Below are 16,203 nucleotides of genomic sequence, written 5' to 3'. Positions count from 1 at the left end.
GGAGAACATGACCTCGACCCTCGACCTGACAGCAGTCCGCGCGGATTTCCCGATCCTGTCGCGGACGGTCCGTGACGGAAAGCCCCTGGTCTACCTCGACTCCGGGGCGACGTCGCAACGCCCGATCCCGGTGCTCGACGCCGAGCGGGACTTCCTCCTGCACTCCAACGCCGCGGTCCACCGTGGCGCGCACCAACTCGCGGAGGAGGCCACGGACGCCTACGAGGGCGCCCGCGCCGACATCGCGCGGTTCGTCGGGGCCGACGTGGACGAGCTGGTCTTCACCAAGAACGCGACCGAGGGGCTCAACCTCGTGGCGTTCGCCCTGGGGGACCAGCGGTTCGGCGATCACGCCGTCGGCCCCGGCGACGAGGTCGTCATCAGCGAGCTCGAGCACCACGCGAACCTGGTGCCGTGGCAGGAGCTGTGCCGTCGCACCGGCGCGACCCTGCGCTGGTACGGCGTGACCGACGACGGACGCGTCGACCTCGACTCGCTCGAGCTCACTGACGCCGTCAAGGTCGTCGCCGTGACGCACCAGTCCAACGTGACCGGAGCGGTCACCGACGTGGCCCGCGTGGTCGAGGCCGCCCGGAAGGTCGGCGCGCTGGTCGTGCTGGACGCCTGCCAGTCCGTCCCGCACATGACCGTGGACTTCCACGATCTGGGCGTCGACTTCGCGGCCTTCTCCGGCCACAAGATGCTCGGCCCCACCGGCATCGGCGTCCTCTACGGTCGTCGCGAGCTGCTCCACGCGATGCCACCGGTGCTCACCGGGGGGTCGATGATCTCCACCGTCATGATGGAGGAGTCCACGTTCGCCGAGCCGCCACAGCGGTTCGAGGCCGGCGTCCCGATGGTGTCGCAGGCCGTCGGCCTGGCCGCGGCCGTGCGCTACCTCGAATCGGTGGGGATGGAGACCATCGCCCGCCACGAGGAGGCGCTCACCGTTGCCGCGCTCGAGGCGCTGCAGCAGATCCCGGGCGTCCGCATCGTCGGACCGACGGACATGGTCTCCCGCGGCGGCGCGGTCTCCTTCGTCGTCGACGGTATCCACGCCCATGACGTGAGCCAGGTGCTCGACGACGACGGCGTCGCCGTCCGGGTCGGCCACCACTGCGCGTGGCCGTTGCACCGGCGTCTCGGCGTCCAGTCCACGGTGCGGGCGTCGTTCGCCCTGTACAACACTCGCGACGAGGTCGAGACGTTGGCGCGGTCCCTGCGCCGTGCCCAGGAGTTCTTCGGAGTCGACGGGGGTGGTCTGTCGTGAAACTCGAGCAGATGTACCAGGAGGTCATCCTCGACCATTACCGCCACCCGCACCACAGCGGGCTGCGGGAGCCCTTCGGCGCCGAGGTGCACCACGTCAACCCGACGTGCGGTGACGAGCTGACCCTGCGGTTGCGCTTGTCCGAGGATCTGGCCACCGTGGAGGATGTGTCCTACGACGCACAGGGGTGCTCGATCAGCCAGGCGTCGACCTCGATGATGGCCGACCTCCTGGTGGGCCGACGGGTCGAGGAGTCACTGGAGGTCGTCGACGCCTTCCAGGCGATGATCTCCTCCCGCGGTCAGGACGAGGGCGACGAGGAGGTCCTCGATGACGCGGTGGCCCTGGCCGGGGTGTCGCGGTACCCCGCGCGCGTCAAGTGCGCCCTGCTGGGCTGGATGGCGTTCAAGGACGCCCTCGGCCGACAGACCGAACACCATCAGGAGTGATGTGACATGACCGAGCAGATGACACCTGCCAACGATCCGACGGTCGACGATCCGATGTCGGCCGACGAGAACGACACGCCCGCGGGCACCGCCTACAACGGCGAGTTCCGCCCGGACCCGAACCGGCCCGAGCAGTCGGAGGAGGACCTCGCGCTGGTCGCCGACATCGAGGAGGCCATGCGTGACGTGGTCGACCCCGAGCTCGGCATCAACGTCGTGGACCTGGGTCTGGTCTACGACATCTGGGTCCGCCCCGGCGAGACGGAGGGCTCCACGATCGCGCGCATCGACATGACGCTGACGTCGGCGGCCTGCCCGCTCACCGACGTGATCGAGGACCAGGCGCGCTCCGCGACCATCGGTTCCGACCTGGTCAACGAGCTCGAGCTCAACTGGGTCTGGATGCCGCCGTGGGGCCCCCAGATGATCACCGACGAGGGCCGCGAGCAGCTGAGGGCGATCGGCTTCACCGTGTAGTCCCGCCTCGCGGCGACCACCGCCGCACCGCCGCGAGCCGACGAGCGCCCGTTCCGGTCCCACGGGGCGGGCGTTCGTCGTCTCCGGCCACGCGACCGCGGATCGGGGGCGACCGATTGGCTGTCGTCCATGCCACCGGCCTACGCTGCGGACATGTCACCTTCCGCTGACCACCCGGCCGCGGGCCGACCGGACGACGGCGACGGGGCCGGCGGTCCCGCGACCGGGACGCGACTCACGCGGGCCGTCGCCTCAGCGGTCCTCCCGCCGTCGATCCTGCTCGCGCCGCTGTCAGGCTTCCTGCTGTACATGGTGCACCTCACGGGCAGCGATCAGCCCTGGCACGTGTGGAACCTTCTGTGGACCGCGTTCGACATCGGCGCCGAGGGCAACGCGGCGGTGTGGTTCGCCTCGACGGTCTGGCTCCTCGTGGGCGTCTTCGCGGCCCTCGCCGCCGTCACCGCCGACCGCTTCCGCGCATCGTGGTGGCTCTTCTCCGCGGTCGCCGTGACCGCCTCCGCCGATGAGGCGGGCGCACTCCACGAGCGGCTCTTCGTGGTGGGGGACCGGTTGGCCCCCTATCTGCCGTTCGACACCTTCTACAACTGGGTGATCCCCGGCGCCGTGATCGCGCTGATCGTCGGCGGTCTGCTCATCCGGCTCGTGCTCGCCCTCGAGCGCCGGGTCGCCATCTCGTTGATCGCGGCTGCCGCGATCTTCCTCACCGGCGCGCTGGTGATCGAGAGCCTGACCGGGCTCGTCCACCGCGAGACCGGCGCGACGTCGACTCTTTACCTCGTCCTGATGTACGTCGAGGAGACGTTCGAGCTCGTGGGCGTGGCGGGCGCGGCGGTCGCACTGTCGTCGATGTTCCGCGTCGCGCGCCGCCCGGGCGGGCTGTCACTGACCTTCGACGGATTCCGACCGCGCGCCGCCTGACGCCGCCGCGTGACCGCGGGAAGAGCGCCGTAGTACCGCGGCCACCATCCCGGCCTTGTCGCGCGCGGGCATGCTCACCCACATCCCCCACATCGCGGCGGCCACCTGGTACGACGGGCTCGCCGCGTCGAGGAACCACCGCTGGCGGCGACCGTCGAGGCGACCGAACGCCGCGAACAGCGCCCGGAGGGTCCGGTCGTCCGCACGGAGCAGAGCCCGCAGGCCCACCCCGTGGAGGGTCGTGCTCAGGGGTGAGCGGGGCTCGGGGAGCGGGTAACCGGCGCCGAGCGCGAGCACGGCCGCCGGGACGGCCGCGAGCATGGCCGCCACCGAATACCCCGTCGCCGCGTGTCCGTGCCCGCCCGCGGTGCCGAACGCCTCGACCAGCGGTGCGCCGGATCCGCCCGGCCTCGGCAGCAGCGGGATGCGCACCCGCTCGACCGACAGCGGGTCGTCGATCGCCGTGCGCGACACCCCCCGGCCCGCCAGGCGCGAGCGCAGCCTGCTCGCCAGGACGGCGGGATCCGGGGCGGGTAGTCCCGCCAGACACGTCTCTTCGAGAAGGACCCGGTCCGAGGACAGCGGGATGGCGTACAGGAAGCTGGGGCCGATCTCGTCGTCGTCGTCCCGGTCTCGCGCATAGTCGGTGCGCCAGTCCATGAACAGCGCTGCCTCGCCGCCCAGGGCCGGTGCCGCGTCCGCGGCGTCCACCACGATGCCGTAGGCCGTCTGCAGCGGACCCTGGTTGCGCCCGCCCCCGGCGCCACGACAGTCCACCACGCGGTGCGCCCGGGCGGTCAGGCCACGCAGGGCCGCGTCGTCGACCGACTCCCGCTCCACGGTGACCCCCGCACCGAGCGGCAGGGCGCGCCGCAAGGCGTCGTTGTCCAGCACCGCGTACTCACGGTGGAACACCGCGCGGCCGGGCGCGTACAGGGCTGGGGAGGAGACCCGGTGCGCCAACACGTCGATCCCGCACGCCTCCGGGCGCAGCCACGGCGGCACCTGGTCGGCCCACACCGACAGGGTTTGGCGCCATGGCGCGTCGGGCTGCGGGTCGAGTGCCAGGACCGTGAGACCGGCTGCGGCGCAGCGGGAGGCGAGCGCGCGGCCGGCGGGGCCGAGCCCGACGACGGCGACGTCGAACAACCCGCCACCCATAGCCTTCATACGGACCGACACTACCGTCGGGCGAGAGGAACCCATGTCCGACGCGTTCTACCAGCAGACGGGCCACGGAAGCTTCGAGTCGACGGCGCTCACCGCGGGCGGCTCGCAGCGCACCCGGGGTTCAGTGATCCCTCACCCAGCGCGTCCGGGGTTTAGTGAGCATGCACGCACGCACCCGGGGCTTAGTGAGCATGCACGCAGCGCACCCAGGGCTTAGTGAGCACTCACGCAGCGCACCCGCCCGCAGATCCGCTGCCTCTTCGCCCCGCGCTGGGAAAATGCACGCCCAAGAGGGGGTTGCGCTGGGAGAATGAACCATCACGGCAGCACAAGACGAAGTGGCAGCGCATCCCAGCGGAGTCACGCTGCCTGTCTGCCGGTCTCGCCGCACCAGTCGCAGCAGCGGCGTGAGCCGGCCGCCGGCCGGGCACTCCGACATGGCGGGCGTTGCCGGGCGGGCCGCCGAACACCGCAACGGACGCACGAGCCCGATCCGTCGAGCGCGCGGAGACCCACGTCACCGGACTCGTCGGCTCACTCGCGCCGCAGGTAGAGTGGCAGGTCGGCCCGATCCCGCCAGCGGGCGGGCCGCCGACTCTCCCCCGAAAGCTACAGCGAGGTACCCGCGCACGTGATCACCATCGACGACCTGGAGGTGCGCGCCGGCGTGCGCACCCTGCTCCACATGGACGGGTCCTCGTTGCGGGTCCAGCCCGGCGACCGGATCGGCCTGGTGGGGCGGAACGGCGCGGGTAAGACGACGACGATGAGGATCCTCGCCGGCGAGGGTGAGCCGTACGCCGGGAAAGTCACGCGCAGCGGGGAGCTGGGGTATCTGCCGCAGGACCCGCGCGAGGGCAACATGGACCAGCTGGCCCGGTCCCGCGTCCTCTCGGCCCGCGGGCTCGACGTCCTCATGGCCGATATGACCGCGGCCCAGCAGCAGATGGTCGACGCCCCGGACGACGCCGCGATGGACAAGGCCGTGCGCCGCTACGGCCGGCTCGAGGACGAGTTCTCCGCCCGCGGTGGGTACGAGGCCGAGAGCGAGGCCGCGCGCATCTGCAGCAGCCTGGGCCTCGAGGACCGGATCCTCACGCAGAACCTCGGCACGCTCTCGGGCGGTCAGCGCCGCCGCGTGGAGCTGGCCCGGATCCTCTTCGCCGCCTCCGACGGCGCCGGCAAGTCGCAGACCATGCTGCTGCTCGACGAGCCCACCAACCACCTCGACGCCGACTCCATCACGTGGCTGCGCCAGTTCCTGGAGAAGCACGAGGGCGGGCTGATCATTATCTCCCACGACGTCGAGCTGCTCGAGGCCGTGGTGAACAAGGTGTGGTTCCTCGACGCCGTCCGCGGCGAGATCGACGCCTACAACATGGGCTGGAAGAAGTACCTCGACGCCCGCGCCACCGACGAGGCGCGCCGCCGCCGCGAGCGCGCGAACGCCGAGAAGAAGGCCTCCGCGCTCAAGCAGCAGGCCGCCAAGCTCGGCGCCAAGGCCACCAAGGCCGCCGCCGCCAAGCAGATGATCCGGCGCGCCGAGACCATGATGAACGAGCTCGACGAGGTGCGCGTGGCCGACAAGGTCGCGCACATCAAGTTCCCCACGCCCGCCGCGTGCGGCAAGACACCGCTGTTCGCCAAGGGCCTGACCAAGATGTACGGCTCGCTCGAGGTGTTCGCCGGGGTCGACCTGGCGATCGACAAGGGCAGCCGCGTGGTGGTGCTGGGCTACAACGGCGCCGGCAAGACCACCCTGCTCAAGCTACTCGCCGGCGTGGAGCGCACCGACGGCGAGGGTGGCGTGGTCACCGGGCACGGGCTCAAGATCGGCTACTTCGCCCAGGAACACGACACCCTGGACATGGACGCGACCGTGTGGGAGAACATCCGCCACGCCGCGCCGGACGCGGGGGAGCAGGATCTGCGCGGCCTGCTGGGCGCCTTCATGTTCTCGGGACCGCAGCTCGAGCAGCCCACCGGCACGCTGTCCGGTGGTGAGCGGACCCGTCTCGCGCTGGCCGGGCTGGTGTCGTCGGCGGCCAACGTGCTGCTGCTGGACGAGCCCACCAACAACCTCGACCCCATCTCGCGCGAACAGGTCCTCGACGCCCTGCGCACGTACGAAGGCGCGGTCGTGCTGGTCACCCACGATCCGGGCGCCGTGGAGGCGCTGGAGCCGGAGCGGGTCATCATCCTGCCGGACGGCACGGAGGATCTGTGGAGCCAGGAGTACATGGAGATCGTCGAACTCGCGTGAGCGTGCGAACGCGATGTTCGCGCATGCGACCGTCGAACTCGCGTGAGCGTGCGAACGCAATGTTCGCGCATGCGACCGTCGAACTCGCGTGAGCGTGCGAACGCGATGTTCGCGCATGCGACCGTCGAACTCGCGCAACTGCGCACCGCCCGGGCATCCCGACTACGGTGGGAGGTGTCGTCGGTGCACGACATGTCCAGCGCCGTCGACGGTCTCGTCCAAGGAGGAGCGCTCATGGACACAGGACCAGTCGTCGTCGGGGTCGACGGGGGCCCGGATTCCCGGCGGGCTCTGACCTGGGCGGCCGACTACGCCCGCACGGTCGATGCGCCGCTGATCGCGCTGACCGCGTTCGACGTCGCACCGGTGTTCGGCCCGTACGCGATGTCCGGGTCGGAGTCGCCCAAGAAACTCGAGGAGCAGGCCCGGAAGGTTCTGGCCGACACCGTGCGTGACACGCTCGGGCCGGAGGCGGACGTGCAGCAATACGTCATACGCGGCCACCCGGCCGAGTCGATCGTCGCGGCGTCGAACGATGCTCGTCTCGTGGTCGTGGGCTGCCGCGGGCGCGGCGGCTTCGCGGGGATGCTGCTGGGGTCGGTGAGCCAGCACGTCGTTCCGCACGCGCATTGTCCGGTGGTGGTTCTGCCGCGGCAAGAGAACGCCTGACCCGGGACCACACCCGGCCGGCGCGGCCGAACGTCCGCCGACCCGAGGCGCGCCGACCCGAGGCGCGCCCGCCGAGTCGCCGGTCACATAGGCCACCCTTACCAGGCGTTATGTCCTCGCGGCCTGAGAGAATCGCCGCATGGACATCGTCTTCAACATCGTGCTCATCCTGCACTTCATCGGCCTGGCGGGCATCATCGGCGGCTGGCTGGCGACCATCAAGGCGCCCCACGTCAACAAGGCGATCCTGCACGGCGCCATCCTGCAGGTGGTCACCGGCCTGCTGCTGGTGGGTCTGCGGGAGATGGACGACGTGGACGTCAACCACATGAAGATCGGCATCAAGCTGGTCATCGCGATCGTCATCCTGGTGGTGGCCATCCTCGGCGTCCGCAAGGAGGCCCGCGCGCAGGGCAGCACCGCGACGCTGGCCCACGTCGCCGGCGTGCTCGGGATCGTCAACGTCGCGATCGCTGTCTTCGTCTGACGCACCCCGCACCACGCGCCGCCCCTCGACCTCGAGTCGGGGGGCGGCTCTCGTCGGGGCATAGTGGGTCGGGAGACGCACGACGCGGGATGAGGAGGCCGTTATGGACGAGGCGGGTTCCGATGTCCCGATTCCGGGCCCGACGCCGGGCGCACCCGGGTCCGAGGACAAGGCCGACGTTCTCGCGGACGTCGTCGCCGCGCTGGAAGCGGACGGGCTCAGCGAGGGGCGCCGTATCCTGCGCGAGCGGTACCCGTTCACCCCGGTCGATAAGGCATCGCGAAGCTACACCGAGCGCGCCTCGCTCCGGTTGTTCTACCGGGACGGTTTCACCGACCGGTACAGCGGAACCCGCCTCGTCAACCCGGGAGCGCTCCGGTTGCTGTCCGTGCTCCTGCCGGAGGATTTCCCCGCCGATCCGAACTGGGCGATGTCCAGGTCGCACTTCGCGTTCTGGGAACTGTTCCCGACAATTGACCACGTCCGACCGGTGTCGCGCGGCGGGCAGGACGCCGAGGAGAACTGGGTGACGACGTCCATGCTCCGCAACTCGGCCAAGGCCCATTGGGAGTTGAGCGAACTCGGCTGGGACCTCCACCCGCCGGGAGATCACACCGAGTGGGACGGCCTGACCGGGTGGTTCGTCCGCTACCTGAGTGCTGAGCCGGCGCCGTTGGCTGTCCCGTATGTGGGTCGGTGGTTCCGCGCGTCGGCGGAGATCCGCACCGAGTTCACCGGTCTCACTCCATGACGGCCGCGAGGTAGGCGCGGACGAGCCGGGCCCCGACGTCGGCGGGGAGGCGTTCGATCGCCGCCATGAGCGGGGCCATACCGCCGCCCGCTCCGTCGTCGGGCGCGTCCGAGAGGACTCCCGAGACCATGGCGTGCACGTCGTCCTCGGGCAGCGCGAGCAGATCGCCGGGGGAGAGGGCGCCGGAGTCCAGCGCGGCGAGGACGTCGCCGAACGCGGCCGGAGGCGTCGGCGCGCCCTGACCGCGTACCTCGTCGGCGGCCTCGCGCGCCACCAGGAGGATGTCGTCGACCAGCCGTTCGGTCACCGGCGTGACGGTGAGGTGGGACGACGACGACAAGGTGCCCCGCCCCTGGCGGTGGGCCGGCTGCGCCTGGACGGAGATGCCCCTCCGACCGCAGGCGTCGGCCCAGAGGTGGGGGTGAACGCGTCGGCCATCATCGACGGTGTCGTCCATGGCCACGGCGAGAAGGGGGCCGGGGTCGCGGTCGAGAACGCGCAGTCCCTCGATAGTGGACAGTCCCTCGACCAGGCGATCGGTGGCGCGGGCGGTGCGGGCGACGAGTTCCCGCTGCCCGTCGTCGCCCAGGGCCTCGAGGACCGTCCACGCGGCGGCGGCGGGTTCGAGGGGCTTCGACCCGGCGAGCGTGGGGTTGACCACGGGGTAGCCCGGCCAGTCGACGGTGGCGAACCACGCGGCGCGGTGGCGTTCCCGGCCGCGGCTGAGCAGAACCGAGCTGCCTTTGGGAGCGAAGCCGTACTTGTGCAGGTCCGCCGAGATACTCGTAACCCGCGGGACGCGCAGGGCCCACAGCGCCGCCGCCTCCGACCCGCCCGGCTCGGTCGGCCCGGTCGGTTCGGCCGACGGCCAGAACGGCAACACCAGGCCGCCGAGGCAGGCGTCGACGTGCAGCCCGATCCGCGGGTCGTGGCGTGCCTCGAGCCCGGCGGCGACCTCGGCCACGGGGTCGATCACCCCGGTGGGGTAGGCGGGCGCCGAACACACGACCAGCACGGTGCGCTCGTCGACCGCGGCGAGTAGCTCCTCCGCGGTGACCCGCCCCGTCGCCGGGTCCACCTCCACGCCCACGAAGCGCAGTCCCAGCAGGTGCGCGGCCTTGCGGAAGGCGGCGTGCGCGGTGACGGGCGCGACGATCGTCCCACCGCTGCCGGGCTCTCGGCCGGAGACCTCGCGGGCGGCGAGACAGGCCAGGATGCAGCTCTCGGTTCCACCGGAGGTGACGCTGCCGTAGACCTCAGCGCCGCCGGGTACAACGCCGCCGGCCGCATCGCCACCGGGCGCACCGGCATCGGTCACGCCCCCGAGGATCGTGCGGACGCGGTCGACGATCCCGCCGTGGATCTCGGCGACCGAGGCGAACACCGTGGGGTCGAGACCGTTGACCCCGTGCGCCAACCGGGCGGCGCGGGTCGCCAGCTCGTCGAGCTCCTCCAGCCCCGAGTCGTACACGTACGACAGGATCCTGCCGCCGGTCGTCGGCGGATCCAGCGACCGGAGCGCGGCCAACCGGGCCAGGGCGTGCTCCCCGCGATCGGCGATCTCGAGGGCCAGGGGATCGGGGGTCATGCGCGCTCCGTCCATCGGGGATAGGACCTGCCGAGGGCCCGGATCAGCAGCAGGCTCGCCGCCGCGAGAACGGCGGGGACCAGAGAGAACGCCAAGACGATCGCCCAGTGCGCCGACCCGGGCTGATCGGCCACCCCGCCGGACCGGAATCCACCGACCGCCAGCAGGGCGAGGACGACCACCGGCCCCAACGCCATCGCGCCCGTCTCGGAGGCCGTCCACAGGCCGCTCATGGCGCCACTTCGTCGTCGTCCCCCCAAGGTGCGGTCCAGGTCGGTGCAGTCGGGCAGCATCGACATCGGCAGCGCCTGCATCCCCGCGTACGCGACGCCCGCCAACGCCACCGGCACGTGCACCCACCCACCGGGCGCGACGCCGGCCGGGACGAGCAGGAGGGTGGCCACCGTGAACAGGGCCGTCGCCGCGGCGAGCGCCGGCACCTTGCCCCGCGCGTGCGCGAGCCGCGCCCACAGCGGCATCACCAGCAGCGCCGGACCCACCAGGGCCAGGAACAGGCCAGTCAGTGCGGTCTCGTCGCCCAGCACGTACGTCGCCACGTACTGACCGCCCGCGAGCATCACCGCCGTGGCCACCGCCTGTAGGCAGAACACCACCACCAGCAGCCGGAACGGCCGCGTGGTCCGCAGCGCGTCGAGGCCGTCGCGGTACTCGTGGGCGAGGCCGCCTGCGGGCGCGTCAGCGCGCATGATCGTGCGGCGACCGGCCACGAACGTGGACCACAACATCCCCATCAGCATGAGCGCCGCGACGCCCGCGGCCATCACCACGTACCCGGTCGCCCCGCCGCCGGCCGCGTCCCGCAGTGCCGGGCCGCCACCGCCGGTGAGCAGAATCGCCGCGGCGAGCACCGCCACCCGCCACGCCAACACCGTCACGCGGGCGGCGGCGTCCTCGGTGAGCTCGGCCGGCAGCGCGAGGTACGGCACCTGGAAGCACGAGTACGCGAGCGAGGCCAGCAGGAAGAAGCCCATCACCCACACGCCCGCCGCGCCGGTGCTCCAGCCCGTCGGCGCGGCGAACGTCGCCACGAACAGCACCGGCAGCGCCAGGGCGCCGGACAGCATCAGCCCCGTGCGGTAGCCGGTGCGGTGCGACGCGCGGTCGGAGATCGCCCCGATGAGCGGATAGGCGAGCACGTCGACGACCTTGGGCACCAACACGAGCACCGTCGCCACCGCCGCGGCGACCCCGATCGAGTCGGTGAGGTAGTACGCCAACACCAGGCCGGGCAGCGTGCCGAACGCGCCCGTGCCCAGGCTGCCCGCCGCGTACGAGGCCAGGACCGGAGCCGTGGTGGCGCGGTCGCGCTCCGCCCGGTCGGGCACATCGGTGGTGGTCATGGACCGACTCTAGGACCCGCCGCCCCCGTCCCGCCGACGAAAAGAGCGTTCCGCACACCCACCTCTCGGGATGGGTGTGCGGAACCGACTTCTCGATGGTGTGCGGGCTGACCTCCGCGCGGGATTCCCCGGCGGATCCGATGTGAGTTCAGCCGCGCCAGTCGAAGACGTCCGGGTCCGGGCCGGAACGCGTGCCGTTGTGCAGCGCCGAGACCGAGGCCATCTGCTCGTCGGTCAGCTCAAAGTCGAACAGCGCGAGGTTCTCCTGCATCCGCGCGGGGCTGGAGGACTTGGGGAACACGATGTCGCCGCGCTGCAGGACCCACCGCAGCACCACCTGGGAGACGGTGCGCCCGACCTGCTCGGCCAGCGCCGTGAGCTGCGGATCACCGAAGACCGAGCCCTGCGCGAGCGGGCTCCAGGCCTCGACCGCGATGCCGCGCTCGACACACGCGGCGCGGAGCTCGTCGTTGACGAAGTACGGGTTCGACTCGATCTGGTTGACCGTCGGGGTGCTCAGCCCGGCTTCGGCGAGACGGGCGAGGTTCGCCTCCGTGAAGTTGGAGACGCCGATCGAGTCGACGGCTAGGTCGGAGCGGACCTCCTCCATGGCCTCCCACACCCGCGCGACGTCGTCGTGCATGGCCAGCGGCCAGTGGACGAGGTACAGGTCGATCCGACCGCCGAGCGCCTCGAGCGACCGCTCGGTGGCCTCACGGGCGGCCGTGCGCTCGTGGAAGGTGTTGTTGAGCTTGGTCGTGATCCAGAACTCCTCGCGCGGGATCCCGGAGGCGGCCACCGCCCGGCCCACGCCCTCCTCGTTGCCGTACATCTGCGCGGTGTCGAGGTGCCGGTACCCGGCTTCGATGGCGTCGGAGACCACCTTCTCGGTGTCCGCGGGCGGGACCTGGAACGTGCCGAACCCGAGTTGCGGGATCGACCGCCCGTCGTTCAGTTCGATCGTCGGGATGTACGTCTGGGGTGTGCTCATGCGCTACAACGTACGCCGCGACGCCGAGAAGAGGATTTCGCGCACGTCCACTCGGCCGATACGCGCACTTTCCTCTGCTCGGCGGCGGGACTGTTCACCCCTGACCGGTGCGCAGGGACGCCTCCACGAGGTCCAGCATCTCGCTGACGTGCTCGGTGCCGCGGCCGGTGGCCAGGTGCGTGATGAGTCCGTCGAGGATGATGTCGAGGTAGACCCGCAGCACGTGGTCGGGCACATCGGTGCGCATCCTGCCCGAGGACTTCTGCTCGCGCAGGCGCGCGAGCACGGCGGCGTCGACCTCGTCCTGGCGGTCCGTCCACCGCTCGCGGAACGCGGGATCCGTGCGGATCCGCCGGGCGATCTCCAGGCGGGTACCGAACCAGGAGAACTCCTCGGGGTCCGCGAGGATCTCCCTCATCACCTGGACGAGGCCCTGCTCGGCGACGGTCGCGGCCATCGCCTCGGCGTCGTCGTGGGCCAGCGCGAGGAAGAGGGCGTCCTTGTCGTCGAAGTGGTGGAAGATGGCGCCGCGGCTCATGCCGGTGGCCTCCTCCAGCCGGCGCACGGTGGCCCCCTCGAACCCGTACTCGGCAAAGCACTCACGGGCGCCGGACAGGATCTGCCGGCGGCGGGCGTCCATGTGGTCCTGGCTGACCCTGGGCATCTCACAACCTTTCTCGCGGATACACCGCGGCGGTGCGCAGTTCCTCGCCCGATTCGGGGAGTACCGCGCACCGCCGACGATGTGTGAGGGGATCAGCCCTTGATCATGTTGCGCAGCACGTACTGCAGGATGCCGCCGTTGCGGTAGTAGTCCGCCTCACCGGGGGTGTCGATGCGCACGGTGGCGTCGAACTCGACGGTGGAGCCGTCCTCCTTGGTCGCGGTGACCTTGACCGTCTTGGGCGTGGTGCCGTTGTTCAGCTCCTCGATGCCCGAGATGTCGAAGGTCTCCGTGCCGTCCAGGCCGAGGGTCTCGTGGGACTCGCCCTCGGGGAACTGCAGCGGGATGACACCCATGCCGATGAGGTTGGAGCGGTGGATGCGCTCGAACGACTCGGTGATCACGGCGCGGACGCCGAGCAGGCGGGTGCCCTTGGCGGCCCAGTCACGCGAAGACCCGGTGCCGTACTCCTTGCCGCCGAGCACGACGAGCGGGATGTCCTGCTCGGCGTAGTTCTGCGCGGCGTCGTAGATGAACGCCTGCGGCGCACCCTCCTGGGTGAAGTCGCGGGTGTAGCCGCCCGTCACGCCGTCCAGCAGCTGGTTCTGCAGACGGATGTTGGCGAAGGTGCCGCGGATCATGACCTCGTGGTTACCGCGGCGGGAGCCGAAGGAGTTGTAGTCCTTGCGCTCCACACCGTTGGCGTCGAGGTACTGCGCCGCCGGGGTGCCCGGCTTGATGGTCGAGGCCGGCGAGATGTGGTCGGTGGTGACCGAGTCGCCGAGCTTGGCCAGGACGCGGGCGCCCTTGATGTCCTTGACGGGCTCCGGCTCCATCTCCATGCCGTCGAAGTACGGGGCCTTACGGACGTAGGTCGACTTCTCGTCCCACTCGAAGGTCTTGCCGGCGGGCGTGTCGAGGCCGCGCCAGCGCTCGTCACCGGCGAACACGTCGGCGTACTTGGACTTGTACTCGTTCGACGAGATGGAGGCCTTGATGGTCTCCTCGATCTCCTCGGAGGTGGGCCAGATGTCGGCGAGGAACACGTCGTTGCCGTCGTTGTCCTTGCCCAGGGAGTCGTTCTCGAAGTCGAAGTCCATCGAGCCCGCGATCGCGTACGCGATGACCAGCGGCGGGGACGCCAGGTAGTTCATCTTGACGTCCTGGTTGATCCGGCCCTCGAAGTTGCGGTTGCCGGACAGGACGGCGGTCGCGGTGAGGTCGTTCTCCTGGATCGCGTTGGAGATCTCCTCCGGCAGCGGACCGGAGTTACCGATGCAGGTGGTGCAGCCGTAGCCCACGAGGTGGAAGCCGAGGGCCTCCAGGTCCGGCCACAGGCCGGCGCGCTCGTAGTACTCGGTGACGACCTGCGAACCCGGCGCCATGGAGGTCTTGACCCACGGCTTGGCGGTCAGGCCCTTCTCGTGGGCCTTGCGCGCGAGCAGGCCCGCGCCGATCATGACCGACGGGTTGGAGGTGTTGGTGCACGAGGTGATCGACGCGATCGAGACGATGCCGTGGTCGAGCACCATCTCCTTGCCCTCGACGGTGACCTCGACCGGCTTGGAGGGCCGGCCCTCGGCCCCGGCGGAGGCGTCGGCGCGGACGGAGCCCTCCTCGGCGTGGACGAGCGTGGCACCCTCGGCCGGGGCGTCGCCGTACTGGGTGGAGCCCCTCTGGGTGTCCTCGAGCGTCGTGGCGTCGTCGCCGACGTAGTTGTGGATGTCCTTGCGGAACGCGCTCTTGGAGTCGGACAGCTCGATGCGGTCCTGCGGGCGCTTGGGGCCGGCGATCGACGGGACGACGTCGCCGAGGTCCAGCTCGAGGTACTCCGAGAAGACGGGCTCGGGGGCCTCGGGGTCGAGCCACATGCCCTGCTCCTTGGCGTAGGCCTCGACCAGAGCGAGCTGCTCATCGTCGCGACCCGTGAGGCGCAGGTAGTCGATGGTCTCACCGTCGATCGGGAACATGGCACAGGTGGAGCCGAACTCCGGGCTCATATTGCCGATCGTGGCGCGGTTGGCCAGCGGCACGGCGCCGACACCGGCACCATAGAACTCGACGAACTTGCCCACGACACCGTGCTTGCGCAGCATCTCGGTGATCGTCAGCACGACGTCGGTGGCGGTCACGCCCGGCTTGATCGAGCCGGTGAGCTTGAAGCCCACGACGCGGGGGATGAGCATGGAGATCGGCTGGCCGAGCATGGCCGCCTCGGCCTCGATGCCGCCGACGCCCCAGCCGAGGACGCCGAGGCCGTTCTCCATGGTCGTGTGGGAGTCGGTGCCCACGCAGGTGTCGGGGTAGGCGACGCCGTCGCGGACCATGACCGAGCGGGCCAGGTACTCGATGTTGACCTGGTGGACGATGCCGGTGCCCGGGGGGACGACCTTGAAATCGTCGAACGCGCCCTGGCCCCAGCGCAGGAACTGGTAGCGCTCCTCGTTGCGCTGGTACTCGATCTCGACGTTCTTGTCGAACGAGCTGTGGTCGCCGAAGGACTCGATGATCACGGAGTGGTCGATGACCATCTCGGCGGGGGCGAGGGGGTTGACCTTGTCCGGGTCGCCGCCGAGCTTCTCGACGGCCTCGCGCATCGTGGCGAGGTCGACGATGCAGGGCACGCCGGTGAAGTCCTGCATGATCACGCGGGCGGGCGTGAACTGGATCTCGGTGTCCGGGTCGGCGTTGGGATCCCAGTTCGCGAGGGCGTCGATGTGCGCCTTGGTGACGTTCTTGCCGTCCTCGGTGCGCAGGAGGTTCTCGGTGAGGACCTTGAGGGAGTAAGGGAGCTTCTCCGCTCCCGGGACCGCCGACAGGCGGTAGATGTCGTAGGCCTCGTCGCCGACCTCAAGGGTCCCCTTGGCGCCGAAGCTGTCAATGCTTGCTGTCACGTCAGCTCCACTCGTGGTGTCTATGTCGATTCGTCATCCCTCCCGGAGCCGTCACCTCGTGTGTGTCGGGCGGCGGCGCCGGGACGGACACACGGTCCATTGTGGACCCTGCCATCCGTCTGCGGCCCCCAATTTACCAGTACGGACGTTCTGTATAAACCCGGCACGCCCGAACGTGGGAACGGCACTGCGGTTATCGCGCCGTCGGCGCGTGGGTTCGGTGCGACGAC

14 protein-coding genes are annotated in these 16,203 nt (G+C 70.6%); 8 read left to right on the top strand and 6 right to left on the bottom strand.

Annotation, left to right across the window (positions count from 1 at the left end; translation table 11 throughout):
* Positions 1-7: 7 nt before the first annotated feature.
* The 4 genes from A6035_RS08130 to A6035_RS08115 all read left to right on the top strand — a co-directional run bounded on the left by A6035_RS08130 (position 8) and on the right by A6035_RS08115 (position 3,135).
* Positions 8-1,270: a cysteine desulfurase gene (locus tag A6035_RS08130; protein ID WP_108847368.1), complete on the top strand. Its 1,263-nt coding sequence runs from the start codon at positions 8-10 to the stop codon at positions 1,268-1,270.
* Positions 1,267-1,719 carry a Fe-S cluster assembly sulfur transfer protein SufU gene (sufU, locus tag A6035_RS08125; RefSeq protein ID WP_063935169.1) on the top strand — a complete coding sequence of 151 codons (453 nt, stop codon included), beginning with the start codon at positions 1,267-1,269 and terminating at the stop codon, positions 1,717-1,719. Before A6035_RS08130 ends, sufU begins: the two co-directional genes overlap by 4 nt.
* A 6-nt stretch (positions 1,720-1,725) precedes the next feature.
* The gene (locus A6035_RS08120) at positions 1,726-2,196 is read left to right on the top strand and encodes a metal-sulfur cluster assembly factor (protein WP_108847367.1); all 471 of its coding nucleotides are present in this window, start codon (positions 1,726-1,728) and stop codon (positions 2,194-2,196) included.
* Positions 2,197-2,349: 153 nt separating this feature from the next.
* Complete coding sequence (locus A6035_RS08115) at positions 2,350-3,135, top strand: hypothetical protein (protein WP_235026555.1); 786 nt, start codon at positions 2,350-2,352, stop codon at positions 3,133-3,135.
* Here A6035_RS08115 and A6035_RS08110 read toward each other — a convergent pair.
* Positions 3,097-4,305 carry a lycopene cyclase family protein gene (locus A6035_RS08110; RefSeq protein ID WP_244192577.1) on the bottom strand — a complete coding sequence of 403 codons (1,209 nt, stop codon included), beginning with the start codon at positions 4,303-4,305 and terminating at the stop codon, positions 3,097-3,099. The two genes, A6035_RS08115 and A6035_RS08110, sit on opposite strands and share 39 nt — an antisense overlap.
* Before the next feature lie 631 nt (positions 4,306-4,936).
* On the opposite strand from A6035_RS08110, the gene A6035_RS08105 reads away from it, so the two are divergent.
* From A6035_RS08105 to A6035_RS08090, 4 genes are all read left to right on the top strand, one after another.
* Positions 4,937-6,568: an ABC-F family ATP-binding cassette domain-containing protein gene (locus A6035_RS08105; protein WP_108847365.1), complete on the top strand. Its 1,632-nt coding sequence runs from the start codon at positions 4,937-4,939 to the stop codon at positions 6,566-6,568.
* Between the two features lie 234 nt (positions 6,569-6,802).
* Complete coding sequence (locus A6035_RS08100; RefSeq protein WP_108849151.1) at positions 6,803-7,237, top strand: universal stress protein; 435 nt, start codon at positions 6,803-6,805, stop codon at positions 7,235-7,237.
* Between the two features lie 139 nt (positions 7,238-7,376).
* Positions 7,377-7,724: a hypothetical protein gene (locus A6035_RS08095; protein ID WP_108847364.1), complete on the top strand. Its 348-nt coding sequence runs from the start codon at positions 7,377-7,379 to the stop codon at positions 7,722-7,724.
* A gap of 103 nt (positions 7,725-7,827) precedes the next feature.
* Positions 7,828-8,475 carry an HNH endonuclease gene (locus A6035_RS08090; RefSeq protein ID WP_235026683.1) on the top strand — a complete coding sequence of 216 codons (648 nt, stop codon included), beginning with the start codon at positions 7,828-7,830 and terminating at the stop codon, positions 8,473-8,475.
* On the opposite strand, the gene A6035_RS08085 is transcribed toward A6035_RS08090, so the two are convergent.
* From A6035_RS08085 to acnA, 5 genes are all read right to left on the bottom strand, one after another.
* Positions 8,465-10,063 (bottom strand): pyridoxal phosphate-dependent decarboxylase family protein, encoded by a 1,599-nt coding sequence (locus A6035_RS08085; protein ID WP_108849149.1) that lies wholly within the window; start codon positions 10,061-10,063, stop codon positions 8,465-8,467. The genes A6035_RS08090 and A6035_RS08085 overlap by 11 nt on opposite strands.
* Positions 10,060-11,424 (bottom strand): MFS transporter, encoded by a 1,365-nt coding sequence (locus A6035_RS08080; protein ID WP_108847363.1) that lies wholly within the window; start codon positions 11,422-11,424, stop codon positions 10,060-10,062. The genes A6035_RS08085 and A6035_RS08080 overlap by 4 nt, the downstream gene beginning before the upstream one ends.
* 148 nt (positions 11,425-11,572) lie before the next feature.
* A complete protein-coding gene (locus A6035_RS08075) occupies positions 11,573-12,415 on the bottom strand; it encodes an aldo/keto reductase (RefSeq protein ID WP_108847362.1) in 843 nt (280 codons plus the stop codon).
* A 94-nt stretch (positions 12,416-12,509) separates the two neighbouring features.
* Positions 12,510-13,079: a TetR/AcrR family transcriptional regulator gene (locus A6035_RS08070; RefSeq protein ID WP_108847361.1), complete on the bottom strand. Its 570-nt coding sequence runs from the start codon at positions 13,077-13,079 to the stop codon at positions 12,510-12,512.
* Positions 13,080-13,171: 92 nt separating this feature from the next.
* Positions 13,172-15,973, bottom strand: coding sequence for an aconitate hydratase AcnA (gene acnA, locus A6035_RS08065; RefSeq protein ID WP_108847360.1), 2,802 nt, complete (start codon positions 15,971-15,973; stop codon positions 13,172-13,174).
* Positions 15,974-16,203 lie beyond the last annotated feature (230 nt).

Source organism: Dietzia lutea (assembly GCF_003096075.1).
Lineage (GTDB): Bacteria > Actinomycetota > Actinomycetes > Mycobacteriales > Mycobacteriaceae > Dietzia > Dietzia lutea.
This window is presented reverse-complemented; position numbering and strand designations above follow the sequence as displayed.

Coding starts and splice junctions, on each gene's coding strand:
- A6035_RS08130 (WP_108847368.1), top strand. CDS start 8: ATGACCTCGACCCTCGACCTGACAGCAGTCCGCGCGGATTTCCCGATC.
- A6035_RS08120 (WP_108847367.1), top strand. CDS start 1,726: ATGACCGAGCAGATGACACCTGCCAACGATCCGACGGTCGACGATCCG.
- A6035_RS08115 (WP_235026555.1), top strand. CDS start 2,350: ATGTCACCTTCCGCTGACCACCCGGCCGCGGGCCGACCGGACGACGGC.
- A6035_RS08110 (WP_244192577.1), bottom strand. CDS start 4,305: ATGAAGGCTATGGGTGGCGGGTTGTTCGACGTCGCCGTCGTCGGGCTC.
- A6035_RS08100 (WP_108849151.1), top strand. CDS start 6,803: ATGGACACAGGACCAGTCGTCGTCGGGGTCGACGGGGGCCCGGATTCC.
- A6035_RS08095 (WP_108847364.1), top strand. CDS start 7,377: ATGGACATCGTCTTCAACATCGTGCTCATCCTGCACTTCATCGGCCTG.
- A6035_RS08090 (WP_235026683.1), top strand. CDS start 7,828: ATGGACGAGGCGGGTTCCGATGTCCCGATTCCGGGCCCGACGCCGGGC.
- A6035_RS08085 (WP_108849149.1), bottom strand. CDS start 10,063: ATGACCCCCGATCCCCTGGCCCTCGAGATCGCCGATCGCGGGGAGCAC.
- A6035_RS08080 (WP_108847363.1), bottom strand. CDS start 11,424: ATGACCACCACCGATGTGCCCGACCGGGCGGAGCGCGACCGCGCCACC.
- A6035_RS08075 (WP_108847362.1), bottom strand. CDS start 12,415: ATGAGCACACCCCAGACGTACATCCCGACGATCGAACTGAACGACGGG.
- A6035_RS08070 (WP_108847361.1), bottom strand. CDS start 13,079: ATGCCCAGGGTCAGCCAGGACCACATGGACGCCCGCCGCCGGCAGATC.